At 68.4% G+C, this 25,526-nt stretch carries 20 protein-coding genes and 5 pseudogenes; 16 read left to right on the top strand and 9 right to left on the bottom strand.

Going from position 1 to position 25,526, the window contains the following annotated elements; genetic code table 11:
• Positions 1-118 precede the first annotated feature (118 nt).
• Positions 119-214 (bottom strand): annotated as a pseudogene (locus ABTX62_RS32600) (transposase); the annotation flags it as partial.
• A gap of 418 nt (positions 215-632) precedes the next feature.
• Here ABTX62_RS32600 and ABTX62_RS32605 point away from each other — a divergent pair.
• From ABTX62_RS32605 to ABTX62_RS32635, 7 genes are all read left to right on the top strand, one after another.
• Positions 633-1,805: a glutathione-independent formaldehyde dehydrogenase gene (locus tag ABTX62_RS32605; RefSeq protein ID WP_352119546.1), complete on the top strand. Its 1,173-nt coding sequence runs from the start codon at positions 633-635 to the stop codon at positions 1,803-1,805.
• A gap of 761 nt (positions 1,806-2,566) precedes the next feature.
• Positions 2,567-2,938, top strand: a complete 372-nt coding sequence (locus tag ABTX62_RS32610; RefSeq protein WP_352119547.1) for a response regulator — start codon at positions 2,567-2,569, stop codon at positions 2,936-2,938.
• Positions 2,938-3,312, top strand: a complete 375-nt coding sequence (locus tag ABTX62_RS32615; protein ID WP_352119548.1) for a response regulator transcription factor — start codon at positions 2,938-2,940, stop codon at positions 3,310-3,312. The genes ABTX62_RS32610 and ABTX62_RS32615 overlap by 1 nt, the downstream gene beginning before the upstream one ends.
• A gap of 55 nt (positions 3,313-3,367) precedes the next feature.
• Positions 3,368-5,446, top strand: a complete 2,079-nt coding sequence (locus tag ABTX62_RS32620; RefSeq protein ID WP_352119549.1) for a sensor histidine kinase — start codon at positions 3,368-3,370, stop codon at positions 5,444-5,446.
• Positions 5,447-5,510: 64 nt separating this feature from the next.
• Positions 5,511-5,831, top strand: a complete 321-nt coding sequence (locus ABTX62_RS32625; protein WP_352119550.1) for a hypothetical protein — start codon at positions 5,511-5,513, stop codon at positions 5,829-5,831.
• A 280-nt stretch (positions 5,832-6,111) separates the two neighbouring features.
• A complete protein-coding gene (locus tag ABTX62_RS32630; protein ID WP_352119551.1) occupies positions 6,112-6,531 on the top strand; it encodes a hypothetical protein in 420 nt (139 codons plus the stop codon).
• Between the two features lie 604 nt (positions 6,532-7,135).
• A complete protein-coding gene (locus tag ABTX62_RS32635) occupies positions 7,136-7,807 on the top strand; it encodes a lytic polysaccharide monooxygenase auxiliary activity family 9 protein (RefSeq protein ID WP_466350461.1) in 672 nt (223 codons plus the stop codon).
• A gap of 381 nt (positions 7,808-8,188) precedes the next feature.
• Here ABTX62_RS32635 and ABTX62_RS32640 read toward each other — a convergent pair.
• Positions 8,189-9,396: pseudogene (locus tag ABTX62_RS32640) on the bottom strand (IS110 family RNA-guided transposase); the annotation flags it as partial.
• 487 nt (positions 9,397-9,883) lie between these two features.
• Here ABTX62_RS32640 and ABTX62_RS32645 point away from each other — a divergent pair.
• Both ABTX62_RS32645 and ABTX62_RS32650 read left to right on the top strand, forming a co-directional pair.
• Positions 9,884-10,171: a transposase gene (locus ABTX62_RS32645; protein ID WP_352119552.1), complete on the top strand. Its 288-nt coding sequence runs from the start codon at positions 9,884-9,886 to the stop codon at positions 10,169-10,171.
• A gap of 32 nt (positions 10,172-10,203) precedes the next feature.
• Positions 10,204-10,941, top strand: a complete 738-nt coding sequence (locus ABTX62_RS32650; RefSeq protein ID WP_352119553.1) for an IS3 family transposase — start codon at positions 10,204-10,206, stop codon at positions 10,939-10,941.
• A 42-nt stretch (positions 10,942-10,983) separates the two neighbouring features.
• Here ABTX62_RS32650 and tpg read toward each other — a convergent pair whose 3' ends face one another.
• The 3 genes from tpg to tap are packed head-to-tail and all read right to left on the bottom strand — an operon-like array spanning position 10,984 to position 13,932.
• Positions 10,984-11,541 carry a telomere-protecting terminal protein Tpg gene (gene tpg / locus ABTX62_RS32655; protein WP_352119554.1) on the bottom strand — a complete coding sequence of 186 codons (558 nt, stop codon included), beginning with the start codon at positions 11,539-11,541 and terminating at the stop codon, positions 10,984-10,986.
• A 3-nt stretch (positions 11,542-11,544) separates the two neighbouring features.
• Complete coding sequence (locus ABTX62_RS32660) at positions 11,545-11,757, bottom strand: hypothetical protein (protein ID WP_352119555.1); 213 nt, start codon at positions 11,755-11,757, stop codon at positions 11,545-11,547.
• Between the two features lie 3 nt (positions 11,758-11,760).
• The gene (gene tap / locus ABTX62_RS32665; RefSeq protein WP_352119556.1) at positions 11,761-13,932 is read right to left on the bottom strand and encodes a telomere-associated protein Tap; all 2,172 of its coding nucleotides are present in this window, start codon (positions 13,930-13,932) and stop codon (positions 11,761-11,763) included.
• 161 nt (positions 13,933-14,093) lie between these two features.
• On the opposite strand from tap, the pseudogene ABTX62_RS32670 reads away from it, so the two are divergent.
• Positions 14,094-14,515, top strand: a pseudogene (locus ABTX62_RS32670) (transposase); the annotation flags it as partial.
• Between the two features lie 21 nt (positions 14,516-14,536).
• Here ABTX62_RS32670 and ABTX62_RS32675 read toward each other — a convergent pair.
• Together ABTX62_RS32675 and ABTX62_RS38020 are read right to left on the bottom strand one after the other, a co-directional pair.
• Positions 14,537-15,316, bottom strand: coding sequence for an IS630 family transposase (locus tag ABTX62_RS32675; protein WP_502998056.1), 780 nt, complete (start codon positions 15,314-15,316; stop codon positions 14,537-14,539).
• On the bottom strand, positions 15,244-15,603 hold the full coding sequence (locus tag ABTX62_RS38020) for a helix-turn-helix domain-containing protein (RefSeq protein ID WP_502998057.1): 360 nt from the start codon (positions 15,601-15,603) through the stop codon (positions 15,244-15,246). Before ABTX62_RS38020 ends, ABTX62_RS32675 begins: the two co-directional genes overlap by 73 nt.
• Before the next feature lie 344 nt (positions 15,604-15,947).
• Between ABTX62_RS38020 and ABTX62_RS32680 the strand changes: the two genes are divergently transcribed.
• The 5 genes and pseudogenes from ABTX62_RS32680 (at position 15,948) to ABTX62_RS32700 (ending at position 22,017) form a co-directional block, all read left to right on the top strand.
• A complete protein-coding gene (locus tag ABTX62_RS32680; RefSeq protein WP_352119557.1) occupies positions 15,948-17,492 on the top strand; it encodes a serine/threonine-protein kinase in 1,545 nt (514 codons plus the stop codon).
• 394 nt (positions 17,493-17,886) lie between these two features.
• A complete protein-coding gene (locus ABTX62_RS32685; protein WP_352119558.1) occupies positions 17,887-19,425 on the top strand; it encodes an FAD-binding oxidoreductase in 1,539 nt (512 codons plus the stop codon).
• Between the two features lie 306 nt (positions 19,426-19,731).
• Positions 19,732-19,959, top strand: a pseudogene (locus ABTX62_RS32690) (DUF8825 domain-containing protein); the annotation flags it as partial.
• 388 nt (positions 19,960-20,347) lie between these two features.
• Positions 20,348-21,601: an IS256 family transposase gene (locus ABTX62_RS32695; protein WP_352119559.1), complete on the top strand. Its 1,254-nt coding sequence runs from the start codon at positions 20,348-20,350 to the stop codon at positions 21,599-21,601.
• Positions 21,598-22,017 (top strand): VOC family protein, encoded by a 420-nt coding sequence (locus ABTX62_RS32700; protein WP_352119560.1) that lies wholly within the window; start codon positions 21,598-21,600, stop codon positions 22,015-22,017. Before ABTX62_RS32695 ends, ABTX62_RS32700 begins: the two co-directional genes overlap by 4 nt.
• Positions 22,018-22,050: 33 nt before the next feature.
• Here the strand turns inward: ABTX62_RS32700 and ABTX62_RS32705 are convergent.
• A pseudogene (locus tag ABTX62_RS32705) lies at positions 22,051-22,410 on the bottom strand (transposase); the annotation flags it as partial.
• Between the two features lie 354 nt (positions 22,411-22,764).
• Between ABTX62_RS32705 and ABTX62_RS32710 the strand changes: the two are divergent.
• Positions 22,765-23,232: a hypothetical protein gene (locus tag ABTX62_RS32710; protein ID WP_352119561.1), complete on the top strand. Its 468-nt coding sequence runs from the start codon at positions 22,765-22,767 to the stop codon at positions 23,230-23,232.
• Between the two features lie 53 nt (positions 23,233-23,285).
• On the opposite strand, the gene ABTX62_RS32715 is transcribed toward ABTX62_RS32710, so the two are convergent.
• On the bottom strand, positions 23,286-24,695 hold the full coding sequence (locus tag ABTX62_RS32715; RefSeq protein ID WP_352119562.1) for a NucA/NucB deoxyribonuclease domain-containing protein: 1,410 nt from the start codon (positions 24,693-24,695) through the stop codon (positions 23,286-23,288).
• Positions 24,696-25,526: the final 831 nt, after the last annotated feature.

The raw sequence follows: 25,526 nt of genomic DNA on the forward strand, positions 1-25,526 counted from the left end.
CCAGTAGCTCCGCTACGAGGGCTTCCCGGCGCCTTGCGATGCACGGCACCAGACCACGTGCCCTGATCGGACGCTCATAGTGAAAGGACCCCTTACAGTAGGCCCGGCGTCCCCGCGGTCAGCTCGCACCGGCTGCCCGCACCCAGTTCCACAAGGTCTCCGGATTGATTCCCAGATCTGCAGCGACCTGCCGGATCGTCGCATCGGGCGCGGTTGGTACAGCGCGACCGCGTCCGCCTTGAACGGCGGCGGATAGTTCTTCATGACCACGAGATGTCCGTTCTCAGCTCTTCAGGATCCACTGTCTCGTGTGTCCAGGATCAAGGGTCAGAGCCCGGGCTTGATTCGCCTCTGCGATCGACCATCCCGCCGCTCTGCGAGCGGCGGCCCGTCGGAACCGCCCGAGGCGACGTTTGCCATCACCGAACCTCAACCCATTCAGCTCGTCGGCCCCGGCGCCCTGACGAGCCGGGCGTAATGATGAAGGCGAGCAGCGGGTCGCAATAGGGAGACGTGAACGTGGCTATCGGAGCAAACAGGCGGGGCCAGGGGCACGCTCAGGGCGGCTGTATCGACGTGCCGCTCAAATCGGGTGCGGTCACCTCACGTGATTTTCCCAGATAAGGAGCCTCATGAAGGCTGTAGTGTTCGAAGGAACCCGAGCGGTGTCCGTGCAGGATGTGCAGGACCCGGAAATCGAGCAGCCCACCGATGTGATCGTCCGTGTGACCTCCAGCGCCCTGTGCGGAACCGATCTCCACATGTACGACGGTCGCACGGGCGCCCAGCCCGGACTCGTGCTCGGACACGAGCCGCTGGGAGTGATTGAGCAGGCCGGATCCGCCGTCAGCGCCGTCTCGGTGGGTGATCGGGTTGTAGTCCCCACCCATCTGTACTGTGGCACCTGTCTCCATTGCTCCCGCGGCCTGAGCGCCGCTTGCAGCCGGGTCCGTCCCGGCAGCTTCGGCGCCGCGTACGGGTACGCCGGGATGGGACCCTACCGCGGCGCTCAGGCAGAGTTGCTCAGGGTGCCCTTCGCAGACGCGAACTGTTTGCCCGTGCCCGGTGAACCCGGAGACGTGAACGAGGACGCGTTCGTGATGCTCGCCGATGCCTTCGTCACCGGCTGGCACGCAACGGAACTCGCGGGCGTGTGCCCCGGCGCCGTCGTGGCCGTCTTCGGTGCTGGCACGATCGGGCTGCTCGCCGCCCACTCCGCCGTGCTACGGGGAGCGGCGCAGGTGTTCGTGGTGGACCGGATTCCGGAGCGGCTGGAAGTGGCCCATTCGTATGGGGCAGTGCCCATCGACCTCCGTGATGGTGACCCAGTGCAACAGATCCGCGCCCGGCGGCGTTCTGGGCAGCTGCCCCCCGGTGAGGATGGCATGGACGGCGTTGACTGCGGGATCGACGCGGTCGGATTCCAAGCCATCGATCGCTCCGACTCCGCCCATGAGAATCCCCGCCAGGTCATCGAGGACCTGGCGGCGCTGGTGAATCCGACGGGGCGAATCGGCATCGCCGGGGTGTACGCGGCAAGGGACCACGCTCCTGCACCGGCCGGCCACGCGGACGGCTCCCTGCGGGTCCCCTGGGCGGTCCTGTTCGACAAGGGCATCCAAGTCGGTTTCGGCCGGACGCATGATCGCCGATACACGGCCCTGCTGCGCGACCTGATCCTCACAGGCAGAGCGGAGCCCCAGCGTGTGGTGAGTCATCACGCAAAGCTCGACGAGGCACCCGTGCTCTACCGGGACTTCGACCGAAGGGCGAACGGCATCATCAAGGTCGTGCTGAAACCGTGAGCCCGGCCGGTCCGGGAGTGCAGCAGACGCCGCGTCCGGGGTGGGGCGAGGTCCTCGCGTAGGCGTGCCTACTCCCTTTGAGCGCACTCGCCCCGGCTGGGTAGGCGAACTGCCCAGCTGATTCCGCACCGTCTCGCCCGCCGCGTCCTGGGGGCGTCGGAGTCCTGATTTACCGTCCTGGTGAACCGCCCCGACTCCGTGAAGGATCGAGTCACTGGCATGACCCTCCCGTCACCCGCTTGAGCTGCGCCGTCGCGCGGTGCGCATGGGCGCCGAAGTGCGCGACGACTACCCGGACGAGACAGCCGCCTTGCAGGCGGTCGCGGACGAGGCCGGCATCGGCTCCCGCGAGACTGCTGCGCCCGAAGCCGGACCTGACCCAGGTCGCGGGCGAGCCGGCCGACGTCCTCGCCGCCGCGCAGGCCGCCGTCGACGCCCCGGCAGGAGTGGACACGAGAGCGGGGGGCATCGGCGAGGGTGGGGCGGGTCTGGTGCCGGCGGTTTCCGGCCCTGATCTGCGCTGTCGCCTGTCGGGCAGAGACTCCGACCTCGGTGTCCAGGCCGGGGCCTTCCTCTGGTGGCCGGCACACGCACCTGAGTCAGACTGCCCACTGTGTATGCAGTGAACGAATGTGGTCTCAAAGCGCCGCGGCGGTCGTCGGCGCGTCGTTGCCGGGGAACCGGACCTGCGGTGGGATGCGGCATCTGTCAACTGGTGTGACATTGATCTTGAGTCTTGTGCTGGGTGGCTGGAGGCCGTGGTGGAGCATCCGTATGTGCTGGTGATCGAGGATGAGCGGGATGTCCGGGTCCTGCTGGAGGAGCATCTGCGGGCGCTGGGGTGCCGGGTGGATGCTGCGGAGTCCGGCGTGAAGGGGCTGGAGTTGGCGTTCGCGGACCCGCCGGACATGGTGATCATCGACATTCTGCTGCCGGACATCGACGGCCGGGACATCGTGCGCCGGCTGCGGGCGGATGAGCGGACCAGAAGGTGCCATCTGGTCGTCTCCTCCGTGCTCGACCCGCAGGATCTGCTCCATCTGGCGACGGAGCTGTTGGCCAAGCCGTTCGGGCGGGCGTCGGTGACCGGGATGGTTGATTCCTTCAGAGCGTCCCGCGCTGGGGAGGACTGATGGCTCGTGTGCTGATCGCGGACGACGACACGGACATCCGGGAGCTGGTCGCGTTCAAGCTGACAAACGACGGCCATGAGGTGACGGCCGTCGAAGACGGCCTGCGGGCGCTGCAGGCCATCCGGGAGCAGACGGTGGATCTGGCCTTGTTGGACATCCGCATGCCGGAGATGTCCGGGCTGGACGTCTGCCGCACCTTGCGTGCCGCAGCCGAGACCGCGGCGCTGCCGATTCTGTTGATCACCGCACGCTCCCAGGAAGGCGATATCGAGGCGGGATTCGCCGCGGGGGCCGACGATTACATCACCAAGCCGTTCAGTCCCAGAGAGCTCTCCCGCCGGGTCGAGGCGGTACTGATCCGGGCCGGCCGGTAACTGCCTGGAGGCGAGCGTGAAGACAAGCGGTGTGAGCGGGTCGGAGCGTGACAGTGTGGGGCGGCGTCTGAACATCGCGTTCGGCGTCCTGACCGCGCTGATTGCCCTGGTGGGGGCGGGTGCGCTGACCGGCGCGGTGATGGAGAATGCCGTGCAGGACCGGATCGCTGACCGCGTGCAGCCCGCCTGGGCCGCCAATATGCGCCTGCACCATGAGGCGGTTCAGATGCAGCGGTCCATGCGCGGCTACCTCCTGCTGGGCGACCGAGACCTCCTTGACGACTACCGCCAGGCCCGCGATGACTACCCGGGCGCCATGGCCGCGGTCCGCCGGTATGCCACGCCCGAGACGGAAGACAATCTCGACAGGCAGCAACGGCAGTTGGCCGCCTATGTGGAGATCGCCGACCAGCAGGCCAAGGCGGCGCCCCGAAGCGCGCAAGCGGTAGAGCTCGCCCGCGAGGGCAGTGCCGCGCTCGAGCGCTTCTCCGGCACCAACCGGCAGTTGCAGGATCAGCTCAGCGGCGAGATCCAGCGGCTGCGGGACCGCTCCGACACACTCGTCACCGCCGGCACCGCGGCGTTCGCCGCGCTGGTCGCCGCAGCCCTTGCCCTGTCGCTCCTTACGGCGCGGCGGGCCACCCGTGGCGTGGTCCCCCCGCTCAGGCACATCCAGAAGGCCCTCGGCCGGCTGACGGCGGGTGAGCATTCCGCCCGTGTCCGGCCCGAAGGACCCCGCGAGACCCGGGCGGTGGCAGAGTCCGTCAATCAGTTGGCCGACGAGAGTGACCGCCTGCGCCGCATCGAGCAGACCCGCAGCCGCCTGGGGGAGATCGCCCGGCAGACAGGGGTGCGGATCCGTGAGCGCCTGGACGTAGAGGAGGTGCTCGACAAGGCGTGCGCCGGGATCGGGGAGGGCCTGGACGCCGACTTCGTCTTCCTCCTCCTCCGTGACGGTGACATCCCACTGGTGCCCGTCGCGCGGGCCTGGTCCGCCGAGAAGGGTTTGCTGTCAGCCGACGAGCAGCAAGCTCTGCCGGGCATTCCCGCCGAGGTGCTCCGGGACCACTACCGTCGGGCAACGACCTGGCTGGTACCGGACCTGCCCGGCTACCTCGCCGACACCCGGCCGGTGCCCGGCGCCCCCGGCTCTTTCGGCGAGATCGGTCTGCCGGAGGCCAACCGTGCGGCCTCGGCGGATCTGGGCCTGCACGCGGTGGCGGTCATCCCGCTCGGCGTAGGCGAGGAACCCCTGGGGGCGATCTGCCTGGCCCGCACCCGCAGCGACCGCCCCTGGGAGAGCGTGGAGATCGAAACGGCCGAATCCATGGCCGGCGGCGTCGCCCGCGCCCTGCGCACCTCCACCCTCTACGAGCACGAGAAGCATCTGGTGGACGAACTCCGTGCGCTGGACCAGGCCAAGAGCGACTTCCTGTCCACGGTCTCCCACGAACTGCGCACCCCGCTGACCAGCATTGTCGGCTACATCGAACTCCTCGAGGACGAAGACACCGGCCCGCTGACCCAACCCCAGCACAAAATGCTCGACGTCGTCGCCCGCAACGCCCACCGCCTGCGCACCCTGATCGAGGACCTGCTGACTCTTTCCCGCATCGAATCCGGCAAGTACACCTCGCGGAAGAAGCCCGTCGACCTGTGCCATCTGGTGGCCTCCGCGGTCGACGCCATCCGGCCCGCCGCCGAAGCCGCATCCGTCCGCCTCGGCGCCGACTGCCCCGGCAGCCCTCTCGTCTGTGAGGCTGACAGCGACCAGCTCGACCGGGTCCTGATGAACCTGCTCTCCAACGCCGTCAAGTTCACCCCCCAGGACGGGCAGGTGCACGTGAGCGCCGCCCAGCAGGACGGTCATGCCGTCATCAGCGTCAGCGACACGGGTATCGGCATTCCCGCCACCGAGCAGAAGCAGCTGTTCACCCGCTTCTTCCGCGCCTCCAACGCCACCGATGCGGCCATCCCTGGCACCGGCCTTGGCCTGACCATCGTCCGCACCATCATCGACAACCACGGCGGCGCAACCGAAATCCATTCCCGCGAAGGCCAGGGCACTACCGTCACCGCACGCCTGCCCCTCACCGCCACTGATCAGACGACGGCAACCACCCCCACTCCCTGACCAGTAGTCACACGACTCGTATCTGTTGAGGAAAGTGATCCTTTCTTCTTGCTAGGAGAACAACATGGGAAGACGCATCCCGGCCGTCGTAGCCGCTGCCGGCGCCGCCACGCTGCTGACCATCGCGGTACCCTCGAGCGCCCAGGCCGCGGCCGGCACGTTCCTCTACACGCACGCCTACTCGAAACTCAGCGTCACCCTGACCAACCCAGCCGACGCCTCCTGTATCCAGGCGACGGCCAACGGCAGTGTGACGAACAACACCGGCAGCAGTGCCACGCTGTATCCGAGCCCTGCCTGCCAGGGCGAGCCGCTGGGTACGCTGCCGCCGAAGGGCACAGCGAGTGGACTGGCGTTCGCCAGTGTCGTCTTCACAGCACCGTAAGCGGCGGCCATAGGCCAAGACCGTCGGGAGGCGGAGACGTTCCTCCGGCCTCCTCGCCGCGGCGGCTTTGCGACAGTGGCGTGCAACCGGCACGTTGAACCGCCCCGGGCTCCACAGAGATCTCAGAATGTGGTTGTGACCTGGGTTTCGTGAGTTCGGTGTAGTAGTTGGCTTCGTATTCGGCGGGGCGGGACGTGGCCTATCGCCGTCAGCACCCCCCACCCCGACAGCGCCCAAACCCGCTACCCCTGGAGCTTCTTGGCTTCTACCGTGGGCGGGCATGAGCACGCAGGCCTTCAACGGCGCCTACCTCCTGCCCCTCTTCGCTGAGATCGAGCAGGCCCGCGCCCACGGCGCCTACCGGCCACTGCCCACCCCCGCCCCGGCCAGCAGCCTCGCCACCGAGGACGCACCGCTCGGCCCGTACGCCGCCTCCCACCTGATCCGCACCTCCTACACCGCCGGCCTGGCCCACGCCGACGCTCTGCGCCGCCTGACATCGGCAGGCGAGGTCGACCCCACCAGCCCCTGGACCCTGCTGCGCGGCGCCCTGGAGAACTTCGCCACCGGCCTGTGGCTCCTGGAGGGCGCCGGCCGGGCCGAACGACGGCGCCGCGCGCTGTCCCTGTGGGACGAAGACATGCGCAACCGCCACCAGCACGACGCGACACCGGCCACATCCCGTCCGGCGGCGGCATGACCGGAGCACAACGCCGTTCGACGAAGGCCAGCACCGGCCACTGGCCGAGTACTGCCGCATCATGCTCCGCCGGCTGCAAGAGCATTACAACGCCCGCGCCCAGGCCCGCTGACCCCCGGCGAGCGGCCGTGCCTCCAGAGCCGGCCCCTTCGCACCGGCGCGGCTGCCGAACCGTCATCGAGCGAGGCGACCCACTCGGCTACCGCACAGCCCAAGATCTTTTGAGAGCGCCGCCGGGACCGACCGGAAGAAGGGCGGCGGCGTTGGCAGCGCCGCCGATGAACTCAGCGCTCATGTGCGTCACGTTCAGCTGGTCAGCCCCTGAGAGGTCGATTTCTCCGATATTCAATCCCGGAATGAGTGTTCGATCCCTAGATGTCGGGTTGCGCCAGGAGAGGGCGGCGTCGCCGGGCAGGCACATCAGTCCAGGCCGCATCCTCGCTTTCCGGTTCCGGGAACGGTTCTGACTCCCGGCTCACGGCAGATTCCCTGCTGCCGCCCATCCCTGTAATCAACTCTGTTTGTTTCATTGACATCTCACTCGGAATACCTACCGTTGGGAGCGCTCCCATGACAGCCTTGCAACTGGAAGGAGTCCCCCCACATGCGGAAACAGAGTCCGTTAGCCGGGCGTTTGTCGCCCCTCCGCCGGCCTCTCCAGGCGTTCGTCATGCTGTTCGCCGTGGTTGTCGGCGCACTCACCTGGTCGGCCCCCGCCCAGGCTCACGGCACCGTCGTCGGCCCCGCCACCCGCGCGTACCAGTGCTGGAAGACGTGGGGCAACAACCACACGAACCCGGCCATGCAGACCCAAGACCCCATGTGTTGGCAGGCCTTCCAGGCCAACCCCGACACCATGTGGAACTGGATGAGCGCGCTCCGCGACGGCCTCGGTGGCCAGTTCCAGGCACGGACCCCCGACGGGACGCTCTGCAGCAACAACCTCTCGAGGAACGCCAGCCTGAACAAGCCCGGACCGTGGAAGACCACCACCGTCGGCAACAACTTCTCGGTCCACCTGTACGACCAGGCGTCCCACGGTGCCGACTACTTCAAGGTCTACGTGAGCAAGCAGGGCTTCAACCCCAAGACGCAGACCCTGGGCTGGAGCAACCTCGACTTCATCACGCAGACCGGCCGCTTCGCCCCGGCGCAGAACATCACGTTCCCTGTCCAGACCTCCGGCTACACCGGACACCACATCCTGTTCGTGATCTGGCAGGCCTCGCACCTCGACCAGGCCTACATGTGGTGCAGCGACGTGAACTTCGGCTGAGCCGCAAAGCACACACACGACACCGGCCTCTGCCGGGCGCCGGTAACCCGCCGCCCGGCCGACCGAGCCCCGTCGGGGCAGTGGCCCCATTTGGTCACCCTGCCCCGACGGGGCTTTCTGCGTTCCTCACGTGACTCTGTCGGGGATCTCGGATGGTCGGACTCAACTGCCGAGGACCGCCAGGACTTCGACCGGGGAATCTCGTTGTGGTCCAGTAAGGTCTGGAAGGCGGTTGGCGGTCTCGGCGAAGAGGGTTTCTCGTCGCTGAGAGACCGTTTTCTCTCGTTGCTTCATCCCGGTATAGGTTTTTGATCCGTTGATGTCGGGTCGCGCCAGGAGATGGTGGTCTCGCCGGTGAGGCGGCGGGCCGTCAGGTCGGGTGTAGCCGAGCTGGTTGAGCGCGGTGATCGCGCGGCGGGTGGCGCGTTCGGGGTCGCGCTGGACGAAGTAGGTGCCGCCGAGCTCGCGGTAGGGGACGTTGTCGGTGAGCATGTGCCAGATAGCGGTAATGATCGAGTGCTCGACGGCGACCAGTGCCCTGAGCGGACCGCGGCGGGCGGTCAGCCGCTTGTAGCGTGCTTGCAGGTGAGTGCTGTTGGTTCTCACCGCCCCGAAGGCGGCCAGGCCGAGGGCCCCTTTGAGGTAGGGGTTGCCGGGGCGGACCTTGGTGTTCTTGGTGCGGCCGGCGGACTCGTGGTGGCCGGGACAGACCCCGGCCCAGGAGGCGAGGTGCCGGGCAGAGGGGAAGCGGGCCATGTCTCCGCCGGTCTCCGCGATGATCACCTCGGCGGTGGCCTGGTTGATACCGGGGATGGTGTCGAGCAGGTCGAGGGCGCCTCGAAAGGGGGCCATCGCCTCCTCGATCCGCTCGTCCAGCTGTCCGATGGCGTCGGTGAGCTGGTCGTAGTGGTCCAGGTGCAGCCGGGTGAGGAACGCGTGGTGGGCGCGGAAGCGTCCGGTCAGGGCCTCGGTGGGTTCGGGGATCTTGTTGCGGAGCTTGCGTTTGGCCAGGTCCGCGAGTGCCTGCGGGTCGCGTTCACCCGCGATGAGGGCCTCCAGCATGGCCCGGCCGGAGGCGCCCATGATGTCGGGGGCGACCACGGCCAGCTTGATGCCGGTGTCCTCCAGCAGCTTCTCCAGCCGCTGCACGATCTGGCCGCGCTCGCGGGTCATCTGGGTGCGGGCGCGGGTCAGGTCCCGCAACTCTCGCACCGGCTGGGGTGGCACGAACGAGGGACGGACCAGGCCGTGCGCGCCGAGCTGGGCCAGCCAGGCGGCGTCGGAGACGTCCGTCTTGCGACCGGGCAGTTCTTGACCTGCCGGGCGTTGACCAGGATCACGTTCAACTCCTCGGCCGGCAGGTAGTAGAACGGTTTCCAGTAGTGCGAGGTCGCCTCGATCACGACGAGCGTGACCTCGGCGGCGAGCAGATGATCCCGCAGGGCGAGTACCGCGTTCGTGGTCGAGCCCCAGGTCGTGGTCTCGTTGGCGAATGACCTCCGCCGCTTCGCGCTCGGCGTGCGGACGCATACCTTGGCGTCCTTCTTGCTGATATCCAGCCCTGCGCAGCGTTCCTGCAGCACGTCCACGGCCCTGTTCCCTCCCTTGGGCAAGCGGTACGCCGTTCCGGGAGGGCCAGGGTGAATCAGGAATTCTGACGCACGTGCTCACAGCAACACTCCACGGTTCCCGTGGACGGCCCCCAGTGCCACGCTGACCTGCGAGCTCACCGGCATCACAGAGACATCGGCTTCGGCCGGAACGAACCCCACCAGCGTCCCGGACCAGCAGCAACCTCCGTCAGGGCAGACAGAAGCACCCCCGGCGCACTCCACGGCATTTACCACGCCCCCGGCGCGCACCGAAGGTGCGCTGGATCGCTGACCTGTCATGATGGGTGTGACATCACTTTCCCCGGTGCGTACTGGCCACTGCGGCTGTTCGGACTTGCGGAATTCCCGACGTGCGAAGTCCGCTGCATAGCCGAGCCTTGTGTTGCCAGCATCGTGGGACCAGGCCACCGCTGTCCCTCCCCGCGTAGCGTGAAGACCGTGACTGCAGGGGAAGTTGGGAGTCATGGCGGAGAAGCGACGGAAGTTCGATCCGGAGTTCCGTGAGGGTGCGGTACGGATCGTGACGGAGACCGGCAAGCCGATCGCCGAGGCCGCCACGGACCTGGGCATCAACGAGACCACGCTCGCCAGCTGGGTCTCGCGCGCTCGCCGGGCCGGGACCGCGTCGGATGGTGAAAGTGACGAGCTGGAGCGGCTGCGGCGGGAGAACGCCCAGCTCAAGCGGGACAACAAGGAGCTGGTCATGGAGCGTGATGTGCTCAAACGCTGCATGGTCCTGTGGGTGAAGTAGGCGTGGCGGACCCGGCACAAGTGGCCGGGGTGATGAGCGACTTCAGGACCGCGCACCGTATCCCGCACCGTGTCTCGTGCCGCGCCCTGGGCGTGAGCGAGTCGTGGTTCCACAAGCACCGCACTTGCCGGCCGACCCGGCGGGAAGTACGTCGCCGGCAGTTGGCCGAGGCAGTGCAGGAGGAGTTCACCGACTCCGGCGGCACCTATGGCTCGCCGAAGATCTGGATCCGGCTGGTGCGGCAAGGCTGGCGGGTCTCGGTGAACACCGTCGCAAAGCTGATGGCCGAGCTCGGTCTGATCGCCCGGAAGGTCCGCAGACGGCTCCGCAGACGGCGGGGGCTGACCCGGTCGGGGAAGCGGCCGGCCACCCCGGACTTCGTCAACCGGGACCCCGGCCACCGGCACGATCGAACCCGACCGCGCAGCCTCCGGGACAGACACCACGGCGGGCACGTCCGCCACCGGCTCGGGCTCCCGCTCCGGCACGGAGGACTCCTCCGCCGGGACCGGGCCGGCCTCGCCGACTCGCGGAGCGGAGAGGACCTCACCCACGCGCTGCCGGGCGACCAGCCATTCCTGCCAGTCCGTTTCCGCCTCCGAGAGTTCGGACAGCACCCGGTCCGCCTCCTCCCGCAGCCCCTCCACGCGCTCCCGCGCGGCCAGTTCCCGCTCCTCCAGCAGACAGACGACCGACGCCATCCCGGCACCTCCCCCACGAGACAACCCGACGGCCCGAGCATGTCTCGCCGACCCCGACATCGTGCCTGACCTGCGGAAATCGCCCATCAAGTTCGGTACGACAATGGCTTCTTAGTAGTCGAGGTCGAGGTAGTCGATGTCGTTGAGGGTGACGTCGGAGAGTCCCATGGCGCGGGCTCCGCCGTCTTGGAAGTAGATCTCTTTGAGTCCTTCGGCGATGATCTGGCGCATCTGCTGGTCGCTGGCTCCGGCCTCGCGGGCGTTGAAGAGGCGTTGTGCGAACTGCGGGGGGAGGTGGACGGTGAGTCGTCGGAATCTTCCGTCGTCGGTGGTGCCGATGGGCGCGGTGTAGCCGAAGCGGGCCCTGGTCTCCACCGTGATCCCGGTCGCGGTGGCGGCTTGCTTCTGGCGGCGCTTGCGCACCTGCGGCTGCCAGCGCCGCCGTACGGCGTCGTCGATCCGGTCCGCGATCGCCTTGGGCGGGTGTTTGCGTTCGCCCTTGCGGTAGCGCTCCACCGACCGCTGACTGACCCCGATCTCCTCGGCAACAGCCCGAGTGGTCTTGAGTTGCTTGAGCAGGTAGCCGATCTGCCCTTTGAGGGTCTTGGGCGGCTGGCGGGTGAAGGCTTCACGGTCGGCGCGCTCGATGGCGTCCTCGATCTCTGCCACAGCTCAGCCCTTGTCAAAGTTGGAGTCCTGGCAGCCCGCGTGGACTCGCCGGAACTGCCGCTCGCACGGGTCGTGCCGCCACAGCGGCCGCCGCAGGGACGTGCGGCGTGCACGCACGGAGAACTGCACCGCAGCCATGGTGCGGGCCTGAAGGCGCTCCGGCATCGGCTCCGGCCGGGCGCCGGCGCGTTCGATCGCGCCGTCGATCTCGCTCACCGGTTACTCTCCTTCGTCGAGGACGGCGTCGCCGCCCTTGATGTGCCGGGCGGGGTTGAGGCCCTTCTCCATCAGGTCGACCGCCCACAGCATCGGCTGGACGCCCTCCAGCTTCGCCAGGCCCGGCGTGGGCCCGAGGCGGAAGCCGCCCGGCTGAGGCTTGCCGGACGCCGCGTACGGCAGGAAGTCCAGCGGGCTGTTGCCGGGGCTCGGGTAGACGACGCAGTCGGAGAGCACGGCGAGCGGGTACAGGCCCGTCATCGTGGCCATGTTGCGCAGTTTGCGGTGCATGTTGATGCGGGCCTTGGAGATGACGGCGGCGCGGATGTCGGGGCGCCAGGTCGGCCGCTGAAGGGCCGGCCACCGCTCGCCCTCCTTGTACTTCCTGCCCTGCGGACGTTCGCGCAGCTTGCCGATGCCGCCCTTCACCGTGGCCTTGATGGCGGCGAGGACGGCCGCCAGAGCCGGGTCGACGTCCTTGTGCCGCTCCATCGCCGCGAGGAACTCGGCATCCGACAGGTCCTTGGTGACGCCGAGCTCGGCGAGGGTGTCCACGTAGGCGGTCTTGAGCCGGTCGTGCCACGGGTCCAGGTACGCGCCGGTCTCGCGTCGCAGGTACGCCTCCAGGGGAGCGACGCTGTAGCCGAGTTCCTGGGCGTAGGCGACGGTGTGCGTCTGGTACCAGGCAGGCCCGGTAGGGCGGGTGCCGTCCGGGGTGAACGGCGAGGGCAGGCGCGGATCCACCTCGACGTGGGACAGATCGACCAGCCAGGAGCCGGGAATCTTCGGGTTGAACGTCGGGGCGCGGAAGTGATCAGGGGCGGAGAGCCCGACGACCAGGCGGGCCGCGGCGGCGAGGAAGGCGGTGTTCAGGTCCAGGCCGACCGCGTACGGCAGCGTGCACTCCTCATCGGTGAGCAGGCTGACGTCGCGCACCCACTGGTACGCCTCCTCGTTCAGGAATCCGCCGCTCCAGCCGCCGTCGACGACGACGGGGTGTTCGGGGGTGGCCTCCGGCGGCGCCGGGTCCATCGGCTCCGTGCCCAGCGAGCCGGGGGTGTGGCCGGGCACCCAGTTTCCCGTCTGCGGGTCCCGCACCGCGCGGGTGGGCGGCCGCAGCGCTGTCATCAGCTCCAGCCCCGAAACGGCGGTGGAGCCGCGTGGGGTGATGACCCGCTGGGCGTACACGCTGAGGACGCGGGCGACGTCGGCCGGCTCCATCTCGCTCACGCCGGGCCAGGACCGCTCATCGAGGGCGTCCCAGGACAGGATCGCCAGCTGCACGCACTGCCGCTCGCGGCCCTGGGCCTTGCGGTAGATCCTTGCCCATGGGCCGAACCCGCGCTGGGTGAGCCGCCACTTCGCCTTCACCACCTGCTTGACCACGGGGTGGTCCTCCGCAAGGCGCAGGGAGCGGCGCTGCTCGTGGCCTTCCAGGCGCTCGGGCAGTCCGAGCTTCACGGCGGCCGCGGCGGTGAGCACGATCAGCGGGTCGCTGTCTTTGCCGTTGCGGTGCAGACGCGGCGCACCGAGCCCGGATTCCCTGAGCGTCCACTCCACCAGCTCCACCGCGCTTGTCGCCGGGCAGTCGAGCACGATGCCGCCCCTGCCGTACGCGCAGCCGTCACCGTCGAGCACTGCGAGCGGGCCGTGCGGGAAACGCGGATCGGCTGTCGGCTGCGCCGCCTTCGTCGCGGCCGGACGGCGCGATGCCGCGGCCGGCCGGGCGGCGGGTCGCGCCGGCCCCGCTGCTGGGACGGTGGGAGTCTGCGGGGCATTTGCCGTCTCCACCGCGGAGGCAGCCGGTCCGGCCGACGCAGCCGGTCCGGCCGACGCAGCCGGTCCGGCCGACGCAGCCGGTCCGGCCGACGCAGCCGGTCCGGCAGACGCCGCCGATGCGACTGGCGCCGGCGCGGCTGCACCGGGAGCCGGATACTTCGCCGCCCACCCCTTCAGCAGTCGCTGGTAGGCGTCCAGGCGCGGCGACTTCGGCTCGCTGCGGCCGTTCTCCCAGTTCTTCACTGACTGGGTCGTGGTCTTCAACGCGGTGGCGAGGCGGGCCTGGGTGATGCCGGCGGCCTCACGCAGCCGGGCACGTTCCGCCGGAGGCGGCAGGTGCGGCTCCTCGTTCAACAGAGCGTCGACGGACGCGAACAGCTCTTCCTCAGAGGCCATGACCCTGCCCCCTCACTCCAGGCGAAAATTGCTTAACCACAAACTTATCCCGTTCCTTAGCCTTCCAGGGCCCAGTTCAGCCCTAGCACGGCGAGGGCCGCGATGTCCGGGTGAATCGCCCCGTGTTCGATAGAGACTCGATTCCGTGAAAGGATTGAGTCATGGCACGCCCTTCCTCCTATCCCTCTGAGCTGCGCAAACGAGCGGTCCGTATGGTCGCTGAGGTCCGTGGTGACTATCCGAACGAGTCGGCCGCCTTGAGGGCGGTCGCCCAGAAGCTGGGAATCGGTTCGGCCGAGACCCTGCGGAACTGGGTGAAGCGGGACGAGGTCGACTCCGGGCAGCGGCCGGGGACGACCACGGAGGAGTCCGCGCAGATCAAGGCGATGAAGAAGGAGATCGCCGAGTTGAAGCGAGCGAACGACATCCTGAAGGCCGCGGCAAGTTTCTTCGCGGCCGAGCTCGACCGGCCACACACACGCTCGTAGCGTTCATCGACGAGCATCGGGCCCGCTTCGGCGGTGTCGAGCCGATCTGCCGCGTGCTCACCGAGCACGACTGCAAGATCGCCCCGTCCACCTATTGATCCGAAATTCAAACGGTTCTATTCGAGGATGTAGCGGACGTGTCGGCCGCCGAAGTAGCCGCGGACGATGTGCGGCTGGCGTTGACGGCGGTGGAAGAACCGGCGTGTCTCTGCGGCGAGTTGGGCCTGGTCACGGTCCCGGCTGTGCATGGGCAGGCTCCGTTTGAGGTCGGCGTTGACCAGCTCGTCGGGGTTGAGCTCGGGCGAGTACGACGGCAGGAAGTGCAGCTCGATCCGGTCGGGGTGGTCGGCGAGCCAGGTGCGGACCTTGCGGGAGCGGTGGGTGGAGTGACCGTCCACGACGAGGTGCACTTTGCGGTCGAAGTGGCCTGCGAGCCGGTCGAGGAAGCGGCACATCACGTCGGCGTCGAAGGTCTCGGTGAACACCATGAAGTGCATCCGGCCCTTCGTGCTGATCGCGGACATCGCGTTCACCGAGAACCGGTTGCCCGAGCGGCGCACGATCGGAGTGCACCCCTTGGCGCCCCAGGTGCGGCCGGTGACCTGGTCAGAGCGGATGCCGACCTGGTCGGCGAAGAACACCTCCCCGCCTTCGGCCTTCGCCTTCGCGCGGATCGCCGGCCAGGTCTCCTCCCGCCAGACGCGGACCGCCTCCGGGTTCTGCTCGACGGCCCGCTTGTCCGGGCGCTGGAACGACAGCCCCCACCGGCGCAGGTACTTGCCCACCCCCTGCTCGGTCAGCCGCACCCGGTACAGCTTCGCGATCAGGTCCCCCACACCGGCTCGCGTCCACAGCTGCCCCGCCAGCCCCAGGTCACAGGGCCGGTGATCCAGCACGGCCTGCCGGACCGCCTGCCTGTCGACCGCGTTGAGAACCTATGCTCGCCGACCCGGCGCCCGCGCGGCTGGGCCACGAGCGCCTCACGTCCGCCGGCAAGCCACTTCGCCCACCAGTTGTCCACCGCCTTGAGCGAGACCTGGAACACCGCCGCGACATCCTCGCGAGTCCGGCCCGCCGCCAACGCGGCCACCGCCCGCAGCCGAAGGGCCTCCTGCGCCGACGGCGACAACTGCCTTGCATCCCCCACCAGTTCACTCACGTAGGGAACAACGACCCAGAACACCTACCGTTTCGGATCAATAGAAGATCTCCACAGTTCGAGGGGAATTGTACTGAAGGTGCTTTCGTCACCAGGCCGGGCAGGCGATCACGGCAGGCTCGCGGCAGGTCGTCCGGCAGCGTGCCGTTCAGATGGGCAGAGGCGCGAGCCGCCAGGAACAGCGCGGCAAGCTGGGCAGCCGGCGGAGTCCCGGTGAGCAGAGCGCGGAAGGCGGAGGCGCCGACGGTCTCCTCGGCGCGGCCGGGGGCTGCTGTCGCTGTCGGACCGCCCCCTGGCCTCTTGACGAGTTCGGTTAGTGTGCAGGGCGAAGTGACGCGTAGGGGGCGGAGAAGGCGGAGGTCAGGGCTTTGTCGGACGAGGGACGGCTGGTCGCAGGGCGCTACCGGCTCGCCGAGCGCATCGGCAGCGGTGGTATGGGCACGGTGTGGCGGGCCGAGGACGAGGTGCTCGCCCGCCAGGTCGCCCTCAAGCAGCTCCACACGCAGCCGCACCTGTCCGACGCCGAGGTCGCCACGCTGTACGAGCGCACCCGCCGCGAGGCTCGCAGCGCAGCCCGGGTCGTCCATCCCAACGTGGTCGTCGTGCACGACGTCGTCGAGGACGACGGGCGGCCCTGCATCATCATGGAGTACGTCCCCGCGCCCGCCCTCGGCGACATCCTCAAGGGCGGCCGGACCCTGCCGCTCGAGGAGGCCGCCCGCATCGGCCTCGGCATGATCGCCGCCGTCCGGGCCGCGCACGCCGCCGGTGTCCTGCACCGTGACATCAAGCCGGGCAACGTCCTGCTCGGCGCCGAGGGACGGGTGGTGCTGACCGACTTCGGTATCGCGCAGACCACCGGCACCTCGACGCTCACGCAGACCGGGGAGATGGTCGGCTCCATCGACTTCATGGCCCCGGAGCGGATCCGCGGACAGCGGCCCGGCCCTCCCTCCGACCTGTGGTCGCTGGGCGCGACGTTGTACCAGGCCGTCGAGGGGCGGCCGCCATATCGCCGCGATACCGCCATGGAGACCGCGTACGCCATCGCCGTCGACCCGCTGGAGCCGATGCGGCAGGCCGGTCCGCTGGAACCGCTCATCGAGATTCTGTTGTCGAAGAACCCCGAGGACCGGCCCACGGTGGAGCAGACAGAAATGGCTCTGCGAGCCACCTGGTCCGGTGGCTCGACGGCCGCTTCGTCAGCCGCCGTCGCCCCCGACGGGGCCGACGCAAATGAGGACGTGGCACGGCCGTCCCCGACGGGGCACGCCCCGCCGGTGCCGCCGGAAGGGGGCGCGCGGGATCGCCGCGAGAACCGGAGGCGAGGGCGGCGCGTCGTGCCAGTGGTGACCATCCTGGCCGCGGCCGCCATGGCGGTCACCCTCTACGCCTCCTCGCACGGCGGCGGGGCCGATCGGGGGGCCGGCAGCACCGCCACCGCGTCGGCCACACCCTCGCCCGTCCCCGACGGCTACCACCTGGTCCGAGACCGGCAGCTCAGCGTCTCTTTCCCCGTGCCGGATGGCTGGAAGCCGAAGAAGGGGCCGAGCGACGAGGTCACCTACACCGATCCGACCGGCCTGGCCGGCATCACGATCGGCATGGTGGACCCGGCCGGCTCGCACCCCGTCGAGCACTTCAAGGACATCGAGGCCAACACCAAGATCAACTACCCCACGTACCGCAGGCTGCGCATGCAGAAGACTACATTCAAAGGGAAGCCGGCCGCGGTGTGGGAGTTCACCTTCCACGGCCGCGCCCGCTCCTTCCGTGCCATCGACCTCGGATACGGCACCGCGGGCGGCCGGGAGTACGACATCTACCTCTCGGCCGCGGAGTCCCGGTGGGGCACCTACCGCCCTGTCTTCGACACCGTGCGAGGCGGGTTCGCCGCCCAGGACAGGTCCTAGCGGCCAGGCGGCACCGCACTGTGCACATCCCAGGGGCGCGCTGCCCGAGGCTTGTCGCGGACCGGCAGTACCGCGCCTGCACAGCTTCTCCGGCTGAGCCGGCCTCCTGCTGCGGGCGGCGTGGCCTGCCGGAGCAGTTGGCGCTCGGCCGCTTGCGGACGAGTGTGCCGGGTGTCGATCCGGCGCCGCGTTCACCGGCGGTCGTTCCCTTGTCCTCGAACACGTATCGAGGCCAGGCGCCACCCTGTGCGCTCCGGCGCCTCTCCTGGGGGCACGCCAGAGACCTCGAAGCCACACGATGCGAGGCCGCTCTTTGACAAGACTGTGCCAGGTCCCTGCAAACCTGCCGTCGCGAAGTTACGTCTGGCTCGACGTAACCCGAGGGAGGCACCCATTGGAACGGCGTACATTCATCGGTGGATCCGCCGCCGCACTCGCGACGGCAGTCACCACCGCGTGCACCAGGAGCACGAGCACCGCATCGACTGCTTCCGGTACGCCCAGGCGTACGATGGCCAGCGGCGTGCGCGTCGCCGCCAACTGGACCGCCCTGTCCAAGGACCTGGACGGCATCCTGGTCCGCCCCGGCGACCAGGACTGGCCCACCGCCCACCAGCTCTACAACACCCGCTACGACTCCCTGAAGCCCGCCACGGTCGCGTACGTGGCCCACGCCGCCGACATCCGCACCGTGCTGGCGTACTCCCAGGCCCACCACATCGAGGTCGCGATCCGCAACGGCGGTCACTCCTATGCCGGTTGGTCCTCCGGTAACGGCCGCTTGATCATCGACGTCGGCAAGCTGAGCACCATCCGCGCGAGCGCGCAGGAGGCGGTCGTGGGCGCCGGTTCCAAGCTCATCGACGTCTACCGCACGCTCACCACGAAGGGCATGACGATACCCGCGGGCTCCTGCCCCAGCGTCGGCGTCTCCGGCCTCACCCTCGGCGGCGGTCACGGCATGATCTCCAGGGCCTACGGACTGACCTGCGACAGCCTCACCCAGGCGAGCCTGATCACGGCGGACGGCAAGGAGCTAGTGGCGAACGCCACCGAGAACAAGGACCTTTTCTGGGCCCTGCGCGGCGCGGGCAACGGCAACTTCGGCGTTGTGACCGAGTTGCGCTTCCGCACGCACCCGGCACCGCAGGCCGTGTCCGCGGACCTCACCTGGCCCTGGTCCAAGGCCGCGGCCGTCCTCACCGCCTGGCAGGAGTGGGGCCCCGACCAGCCCGACGAGATCTGGTCCGCTTGCCAGCTGAACAACGGGGGTGCGCCCACCGTCTCCGTCTCCGCCTTTTCGCTGGGCACGTACGCGGAACTGCAGAACGCGGTCGACCGCCTAGTGGGGCAGGTCGGCGCCCCGGCAGGCAGCGTCTCGCTCGAGCGGCGGTCGTACGAGACCGCGGTGGAGCTGTACGCGGGCTGCTCGTCCTTCTCCTCGGACGCCCAATGTCATCTGCCGGGCGCCACCCCCGGCCGCTCCCCGCAGGGCGCCCTGCGCCGTGAGACGTACGCGGCCCGCTCGGACTTCTTCGACCGCTCGATCCCCGAGGCCGGCATCGAGACGCTCCTGCGGCAAGTGGCGTCGGTGCGGGGCGGCGCGGGCAGCGTGGCGTTCACCGCGCTCGGTGGTGCCGTCAACCGGGTCTCCCCGACGGCCACGGCGTTCGTCCACCGCCGCTCGCGCATGCTGGCGCAGTACCTCGCGAGCTGGCGCACGGGCACCTCCGGCACGACGGCCCGGTCCTGGTTGACGTCCACGCACGCGTCCATGCGGAGCTACGCGTCCGGGGCCGCGTACCAGAACTACACGGACCCGACCCTGACGAACTGGCGGAGCGCGTACTACGGGGACGCGGCCGGCCGACTGACGCAGCTGAAGCGCCAGTACGACCCGAAGGGATTCTTCACGTTCCCTCAGGCGCTCTAGTCTCAGGCGTCCGGCCCGCCAGGCCCCCTCTGCCTTACCCCCTTTACGGGGCTGCTCGACGACAGCGGCGCACAGGCGGTCGGCGGGTCGGCGGTCGGGAGTGCCGACCGGGCACTGGGCCGCCACGCGGTGTTCCGGGTCCTGCCCGACGATTCCGAAAAATGGCACGGACATTCGACCTGCCTCCTGGACGACCCCGGCGGCGCAGTCATGAGGCCGACCATGCCGGGCGCGACCCCGACCACGGGCGCCGGGCAGGGCGTGTCCGAAGTGACACGTAATTCAAACAAGCGATCTAATGCCGGTATGGACGTGACCGACTTCCCCGACGACCTGGTGCAGACGCAAGCCGCCTGGAACGCCACCTACCAAGCGCTCGCCGCACCCCGCCCCCGCGCACCACCGCTCTGCGCCGCCGCCTGCTGCTCCTGTCCGTACGGCTGTGGTGGCACCCCTACTGGGAGACCGCCCCCTCGAACGGTGCCGGCGGCACGGTCCGAGCTGCGCCACCTCGTCCGCGCCCACGGAGCCGTTTCCGGGCCGCGTGACCAGTCGTTCCGGTCGGCCAGGAGCACGAGGTTGCGCCAAGGGTTGCGCCTATCTGTTGCGCGGCCCGCAGGACCGCCCCCCGTGTCCGCGCAGGTCACCGAGCGGTTTTGCCCTGGTCGGCCTGCTGACATCCCCGTTGCGACTGCTCTGCCCATGTCCCTTGGCTGGAGTGGTGCCTGTTTCTGAAGTCCAGGTCACTGATCCGTCGTCCAGGACGGTGGAGTCCAGTGCCCGGCGGTGCTTTCCCTTGAGCAATGCTCAAGACCTGTGGATCGGCCTCGGGTTGGCACGCGAAGGGCGTACCTTCCCGAGTGATCGACTGATGGTCACCGAGTAGACCGGCGTTCGCAGCGCCGGCCGGGAAGGCACGCCCGTGCTCAGCGTAGTCACCGAAGACGGCTCCACGCCGAACGGTTCCCTGATCGACGAGATCGTCCGCGAGGGCGCCCGGCGGATGCTGGCCGCCGCGCTGGAAGCCGAAGTCAACGCCTACATAGCCGACTTGGCCGACCAGCGCGACGACGACGGCCGACGCCTGGTGGTCCGCAACGGCTACCACCAGCCACGCAAGGTCACCACCGCCGCCGGGACGGTCGAGGTCAAAGCCCCGCGCGTCAACGACAAGCGCATCGATACGGCCACGGGCGAGCGAAAGCGGTTCTCCTCGGCGATCCTGCCGCCCTGGGCACGGAAGTCCCCGAAGATCAGCGAGGTCCTGCCACTGCTCTACCTGCACGGACTGTCCTCCGGCGACTTCGTGCCCGCACTCGAGCAGTTCCTAGGCTCTTCGGCGGGCCTGTCCCCGGCCACGGTCACCCGCCTGACCGCGCAGTGGCAGGCCGACCACACCGCCTTCAACGAGCGCGACCTGTCGGCCAGCGACTACGTCTACGTCTGGGCCGACGGCATCCATCTGAAGATCCGCCTGGAACAGGCCAAAGCCGCCGTCCTGGTGCTGATGGGCGTGCGCGCGGACGGCACCAAGGAACTCATCGCCATGACCGACGGCTACCGCGAATCATCCGAGTCCTGGGCAAACCTGCTGCGCGATGCCGCCCGGCGCGGGATGCGCGCCCCCGTCCTCGCGGTGGGCGACGGCGCCCTCGGCTTCTGGAACGCGATCAACGAGGTGTTCCCCATCACCCGCCACCAAAGGTGCTGGGTTCACAAGACCGCGAACGTGCTGGACAGCCTCCCCAAGTCGGCCCAGCCCGCGGCGAAGAAGGCCCTCCAGGACATCTACAACGCCGAGGACCGCGAGCACGCGGCCCAGGCCGTCACGGCGTTCGCCAAGCAGTACGGTGCGAAGTTCCCCAAGGCCGTCAAGAAGATCGTCGACGACGAAGACGAGCTGCTGGCGTTCTACGACTTCCCCGCCGAGCACTGGATTCACCTGCGGACCACGAACCCCATCGAGTCCACCTTCGCGACCGTCCGCCTGCGGACGAAGGTCACCAAAGGTGCCGGCTCCCGCGTTGCCGCGCTCGCGATGGTGTTCAAGCTCGTCGAGTCCGCCCAGACGCGCTGGCGGGCCGTGAACGCACCCCACCTCGTCGCCCTGGTCCGGGCAGGCGCCCGCTTCGAGCGCGGCCACCTCGTCGAGCGCCCCGAGGCGGTGGCCGCGTGAACCGGCCGACGCACGGGACGTTGCACCACGTCGAGATCTGGGTGCCCGACCTCGACCGCGCGCTCGCCTCGCTCGGCTGGCTGCTGGCGACGCTGGGCTACACCATCTCCCAGAGCTGGGCCACCGGCCGCAGCTGGCAGCTCGGGCCGACCTACTTCGTCCTCGAACAGTCCCCGGCCCTCACCGCCGACCGGCACGACCGCCACCGCCCCGGCCTGAACCACCTCGCGTTCCACGTCGAGGACGCCACTGCCGTCGAGAAGCTGGCCGTCGAGGCCGCCCAGCATGGCTGGCGCCTGATGTTCCCCGAGCTGCACCCGCACGCCGGCGGCGCACAGCACTACGCCGCCTACCTGGAGAACAACGACGGCTTCGAGGTCGAACTCGTCGCGATCAGTCCACCCGAGCGAACCTGAGATCAACTGGTCCACAGGTATTGACAATTACTCCTTTCCCTTGAGGACCCCGGTGGCCTTTACGACTTCACGCACGGCCTCAAAGACCCGGTTCGGGCGGGTGGAACGGCCCAGACGACGGCGGAAGTAAGCCAGCAGCGACGGATCGAACGCCATGTCGTGCAGGCCCAGCCCGCAGGCGGCCTTCCACCGCAGGTCACAGCGCAGTTCCTGGACCGTCTCGATGTCCGACAACCCGTGCAGGGCCTGCAGCGTGAGCGCGGCGGCCAGGATCTGCGGCGGCATACTGGGCCGCCCGTTCGCCGACGGATACATGTCCGTGAACATCTCCGCCGGAAACAGCGCACCACGATGCTCGGCCAGGAACGCGAACACACTCCCCGCCGGGATCAACTCCCGGCAGGTCTCTCACACATCCGGCCCGACCGTCTCCCCGGCCCATTCCCCCATCACCACAACAAAGAGTCTGGCCCCGCCGCTCAGGCGGCGGGGCCAGAACCCCAAGATCTTCATTCCGCGTTCTGGGCCCCGTCGACGACACGTGCTCCACAGCACCCGAGGAGTCAGCGCCTGATCCGCTCCAACCACATCAGTCTCGTACGACATCGCAGCGACAAGGTGAGTTCAGCCAGCTTGGCGGTCAGAACGGCTGCCAGCTGGCCAGAAGGCGATGCCACTGCGCATCTGGAAGGGGCCGACTTAGGATCACGGAGATGACCAGTCGTCTGTCGCGCCAAAGGAGCTCTTGTGGCCGAGCTTGTCCGGCAGCAACACCTTGATGCGGATGTGGGGTATCACGGCTTCGGGCTTCAGGAGTCCGATGACGGTGATCTGCCCGTCCCCTTCCCTGACGACTTCAAGCAGGGCGTGTTCCTGAACGACTTTCCGGGGCGTCTTGACATCTTCAGTGCCGGCCACACACATGCCGCTGCGGTCACCGTGGAGGTGTGGGACGGCGAGCCGCCCGAGCAGGATCCTTCGCGATGGGACGAGCAGGCTGAGACCGACTTCGAGTCGACCAGCGGTGAAGTGGCTGTGTGGTCAATGAGCTTGGGCCGCGCCGACGACGTGATCACCCTTGCCGATTCGGGGGGCTCCTGGCGGGTCCGGGTGAGCTGTGCTGGGCGCAGCGAGGCCAGGGCACTGTCGGAGCAGGAGGGTACGGGCGAAGGCGTGGAAAGGTACCTCGTGCAGTTCTGGCCCGCAACGGCCTGAACACGGACCAGGGGCGGGAGCGCCGACAGTTCGACACTCCCGCCGTCGGCACGTCAGGAGACGATCTTCACGATGAAGCCGTCTTCCATCCCGTCGATGACCCGGTTCTTGGCGTAGAAACTGAGCAGCAGGCTGCCGCCTGCACCGTTGTCTTCCTTGGCGATCGGTTTCACGGAGAAGTTGAACTTCTTCGCGTCCGCGTCGTATTCGTGCTCCGCGGCGCCCTCATAGGTGGAGGCGAAGGGGTACTCGTCGCACTCGCGCGCGCCACCTTGGGTGTAGTTGGCGCCCCAGTATCGCCTGCACTGCTTGACCGCTTCCTTGCGGTTGTCGTCCCTGCGCTTCGTGCTGACCGTTCGGTGCAGCGCCTGGTCGGGCGTCTGACCGGGGACCTTCTTCGCCGACATGTACGGCTTGGTGTCCTGTGGTTTCGTGAACGCTGTCTTGATGTGCTGAGCCGCAGCCCGCTCCTCGGCACCGGTCTTCGTGCTGTAGTTCAGCATTCCGACGTAGGCGAATGAGGCTGCGCCCCGCTTGTCGGGGTTGCCGCCACCAGTGGAGTTCGCCAGGTACTTGGCAGCGTCCCAGCGCGGCGGCAGGAAGAACAGGTCACCCTTGAGGTCGCCGGTGATCTGGGCGTTGGGTGGCGGTGTGATGGTGATGGACGGCTGGTAGATGGCTGCGATCAGGTCTGTGGTGCCTTGACTGCCCTGTCCGGGCTTGGCGTGGACGGTTTCGTTGAACGAACGCAGTACTTTGAGTTCGGCGAACGTCTTCGTTCCGGGCATATTGCCGCCCCGGGTGTAGCGGACCGTGGACGGCCAGCTGTTGGGGATCTTTCCCTTGGTACCGATCTTCAGCGCAGGTGCCTCGGTGGTGCCCTGCGATTCCATCTCGGTGAAGTAGTACTTGAAGTTGATCGTGCGGCTGTTCTTGGCGATCGTGCCCACGACCCGGACGTTGAACATGCTCACGCCAGAGGGCCTGCCGTTGACGAGCCAGGTCTGCACGAACGAGGCACCCGAACAGGCCGCGAACCGGGACGTGAAGTAGAACTTCTTGGTGGTGCCCAGGCCCTTCTTGCACTCATCGAGCGTCATCGTGCGGGCCGGCTCCGGAGCCGCAATCATGGGCGTCGGCGAGGCGGTTGAACCTACAGGGGCGGTGCGGGACGGCTGAGTCGCCCGCTGCGCGTACGACGCCGCAGGGCCCACCGTCTCGTGCGGCAACTGCGCGATCGGCTCCGCGTTACGGGCAATGTCCCGCAGACGTGCCACGCCGCCCTCGCTCTGCAACTCCTCAAGCGATGGTGTCGCCGAACCAAGCGGCAGGACGTACGACTCAACTTCAGGATCAGCCGACGCGTCTGCTCGCGCCATGGACGGCACGGCCGACAGCAGGGCGACCGCGGTCGCTATGGTGAGCGCCTGTCTACCGGCGCGCTTAAGCCACGGAATGTGCATGAAAACCCCCGAACCTATGCGAATCGAATCAGCGATCCGAACGTGTGGTCGAGGGAAGGTCTATCGGTCGGCTGATCGTACGCATGGGCGACACGCCGCATTGACGCGATCAGGACCGCTGTTGGCCGAGATCGACTTTTGCACCGATCAGGCATGGGCGGCACTCCTGAGGCCCGGACCTGGAAGTCGGACGGCTGCTGCACCAAGTGCGGCGGGTCCGGCCCGGCCACACGGGCCGCAGCATCCTCCACGTTCCGCAGTGCACCTGCGGGGAGCTGGGCGCAGCCGCACCCGAAGGCGCTCCGGAGCGAGGGCGGCGGCGGACAGGGCCGACCACTGCGAAGGCCCGTACCCCCGGGCAAAACCGCAAGGATACGGGCCGTTTGCGTTGCTGCCTCAGGCTGGCTGCTGCTCCTGCTCGGCCAGTTCCTGGAGTAGCGCGCTGTACTCAGCGGGATGCTGGTCACGCAGGATCTTCAGCCACACACGAGCGCCGTTCACGAACACCGCCGGCTCCATCTTCACGTGCAAGTGGCCGACCACAAAGAAAGCATCGTCGTACGGCAGCTTGCGCGGCTGGTCGGTTTTGTCCTCCCCTGTTGCATCCGAGACGTCATCGTCACTGGAAGTCCTGACCGCCTCCTGCTGAGGCTGACGGCTGATAGAACCCCGCCAAAGCCAGCGGATCAGGGCAATCGAGCGTTATCGCAACCAGCTCCATCTGCAGGGACATGGCACCTCCGGGCCGACCAGTGGACTTCCGCGATAAACACCCTAGAGGCGGCTGCCTACGGTTGAACGGGACGCCGACCACCAACCTGTCCCACTCGA

Source organism: Streptomyces sp. NPDC096046, from assembly GCF_040303285.1.
Lineage (GTDB): Bacteria > Actinomycetota > Actinomycetes > Streptomycetales > Streptomycetaceae > Streptomyces.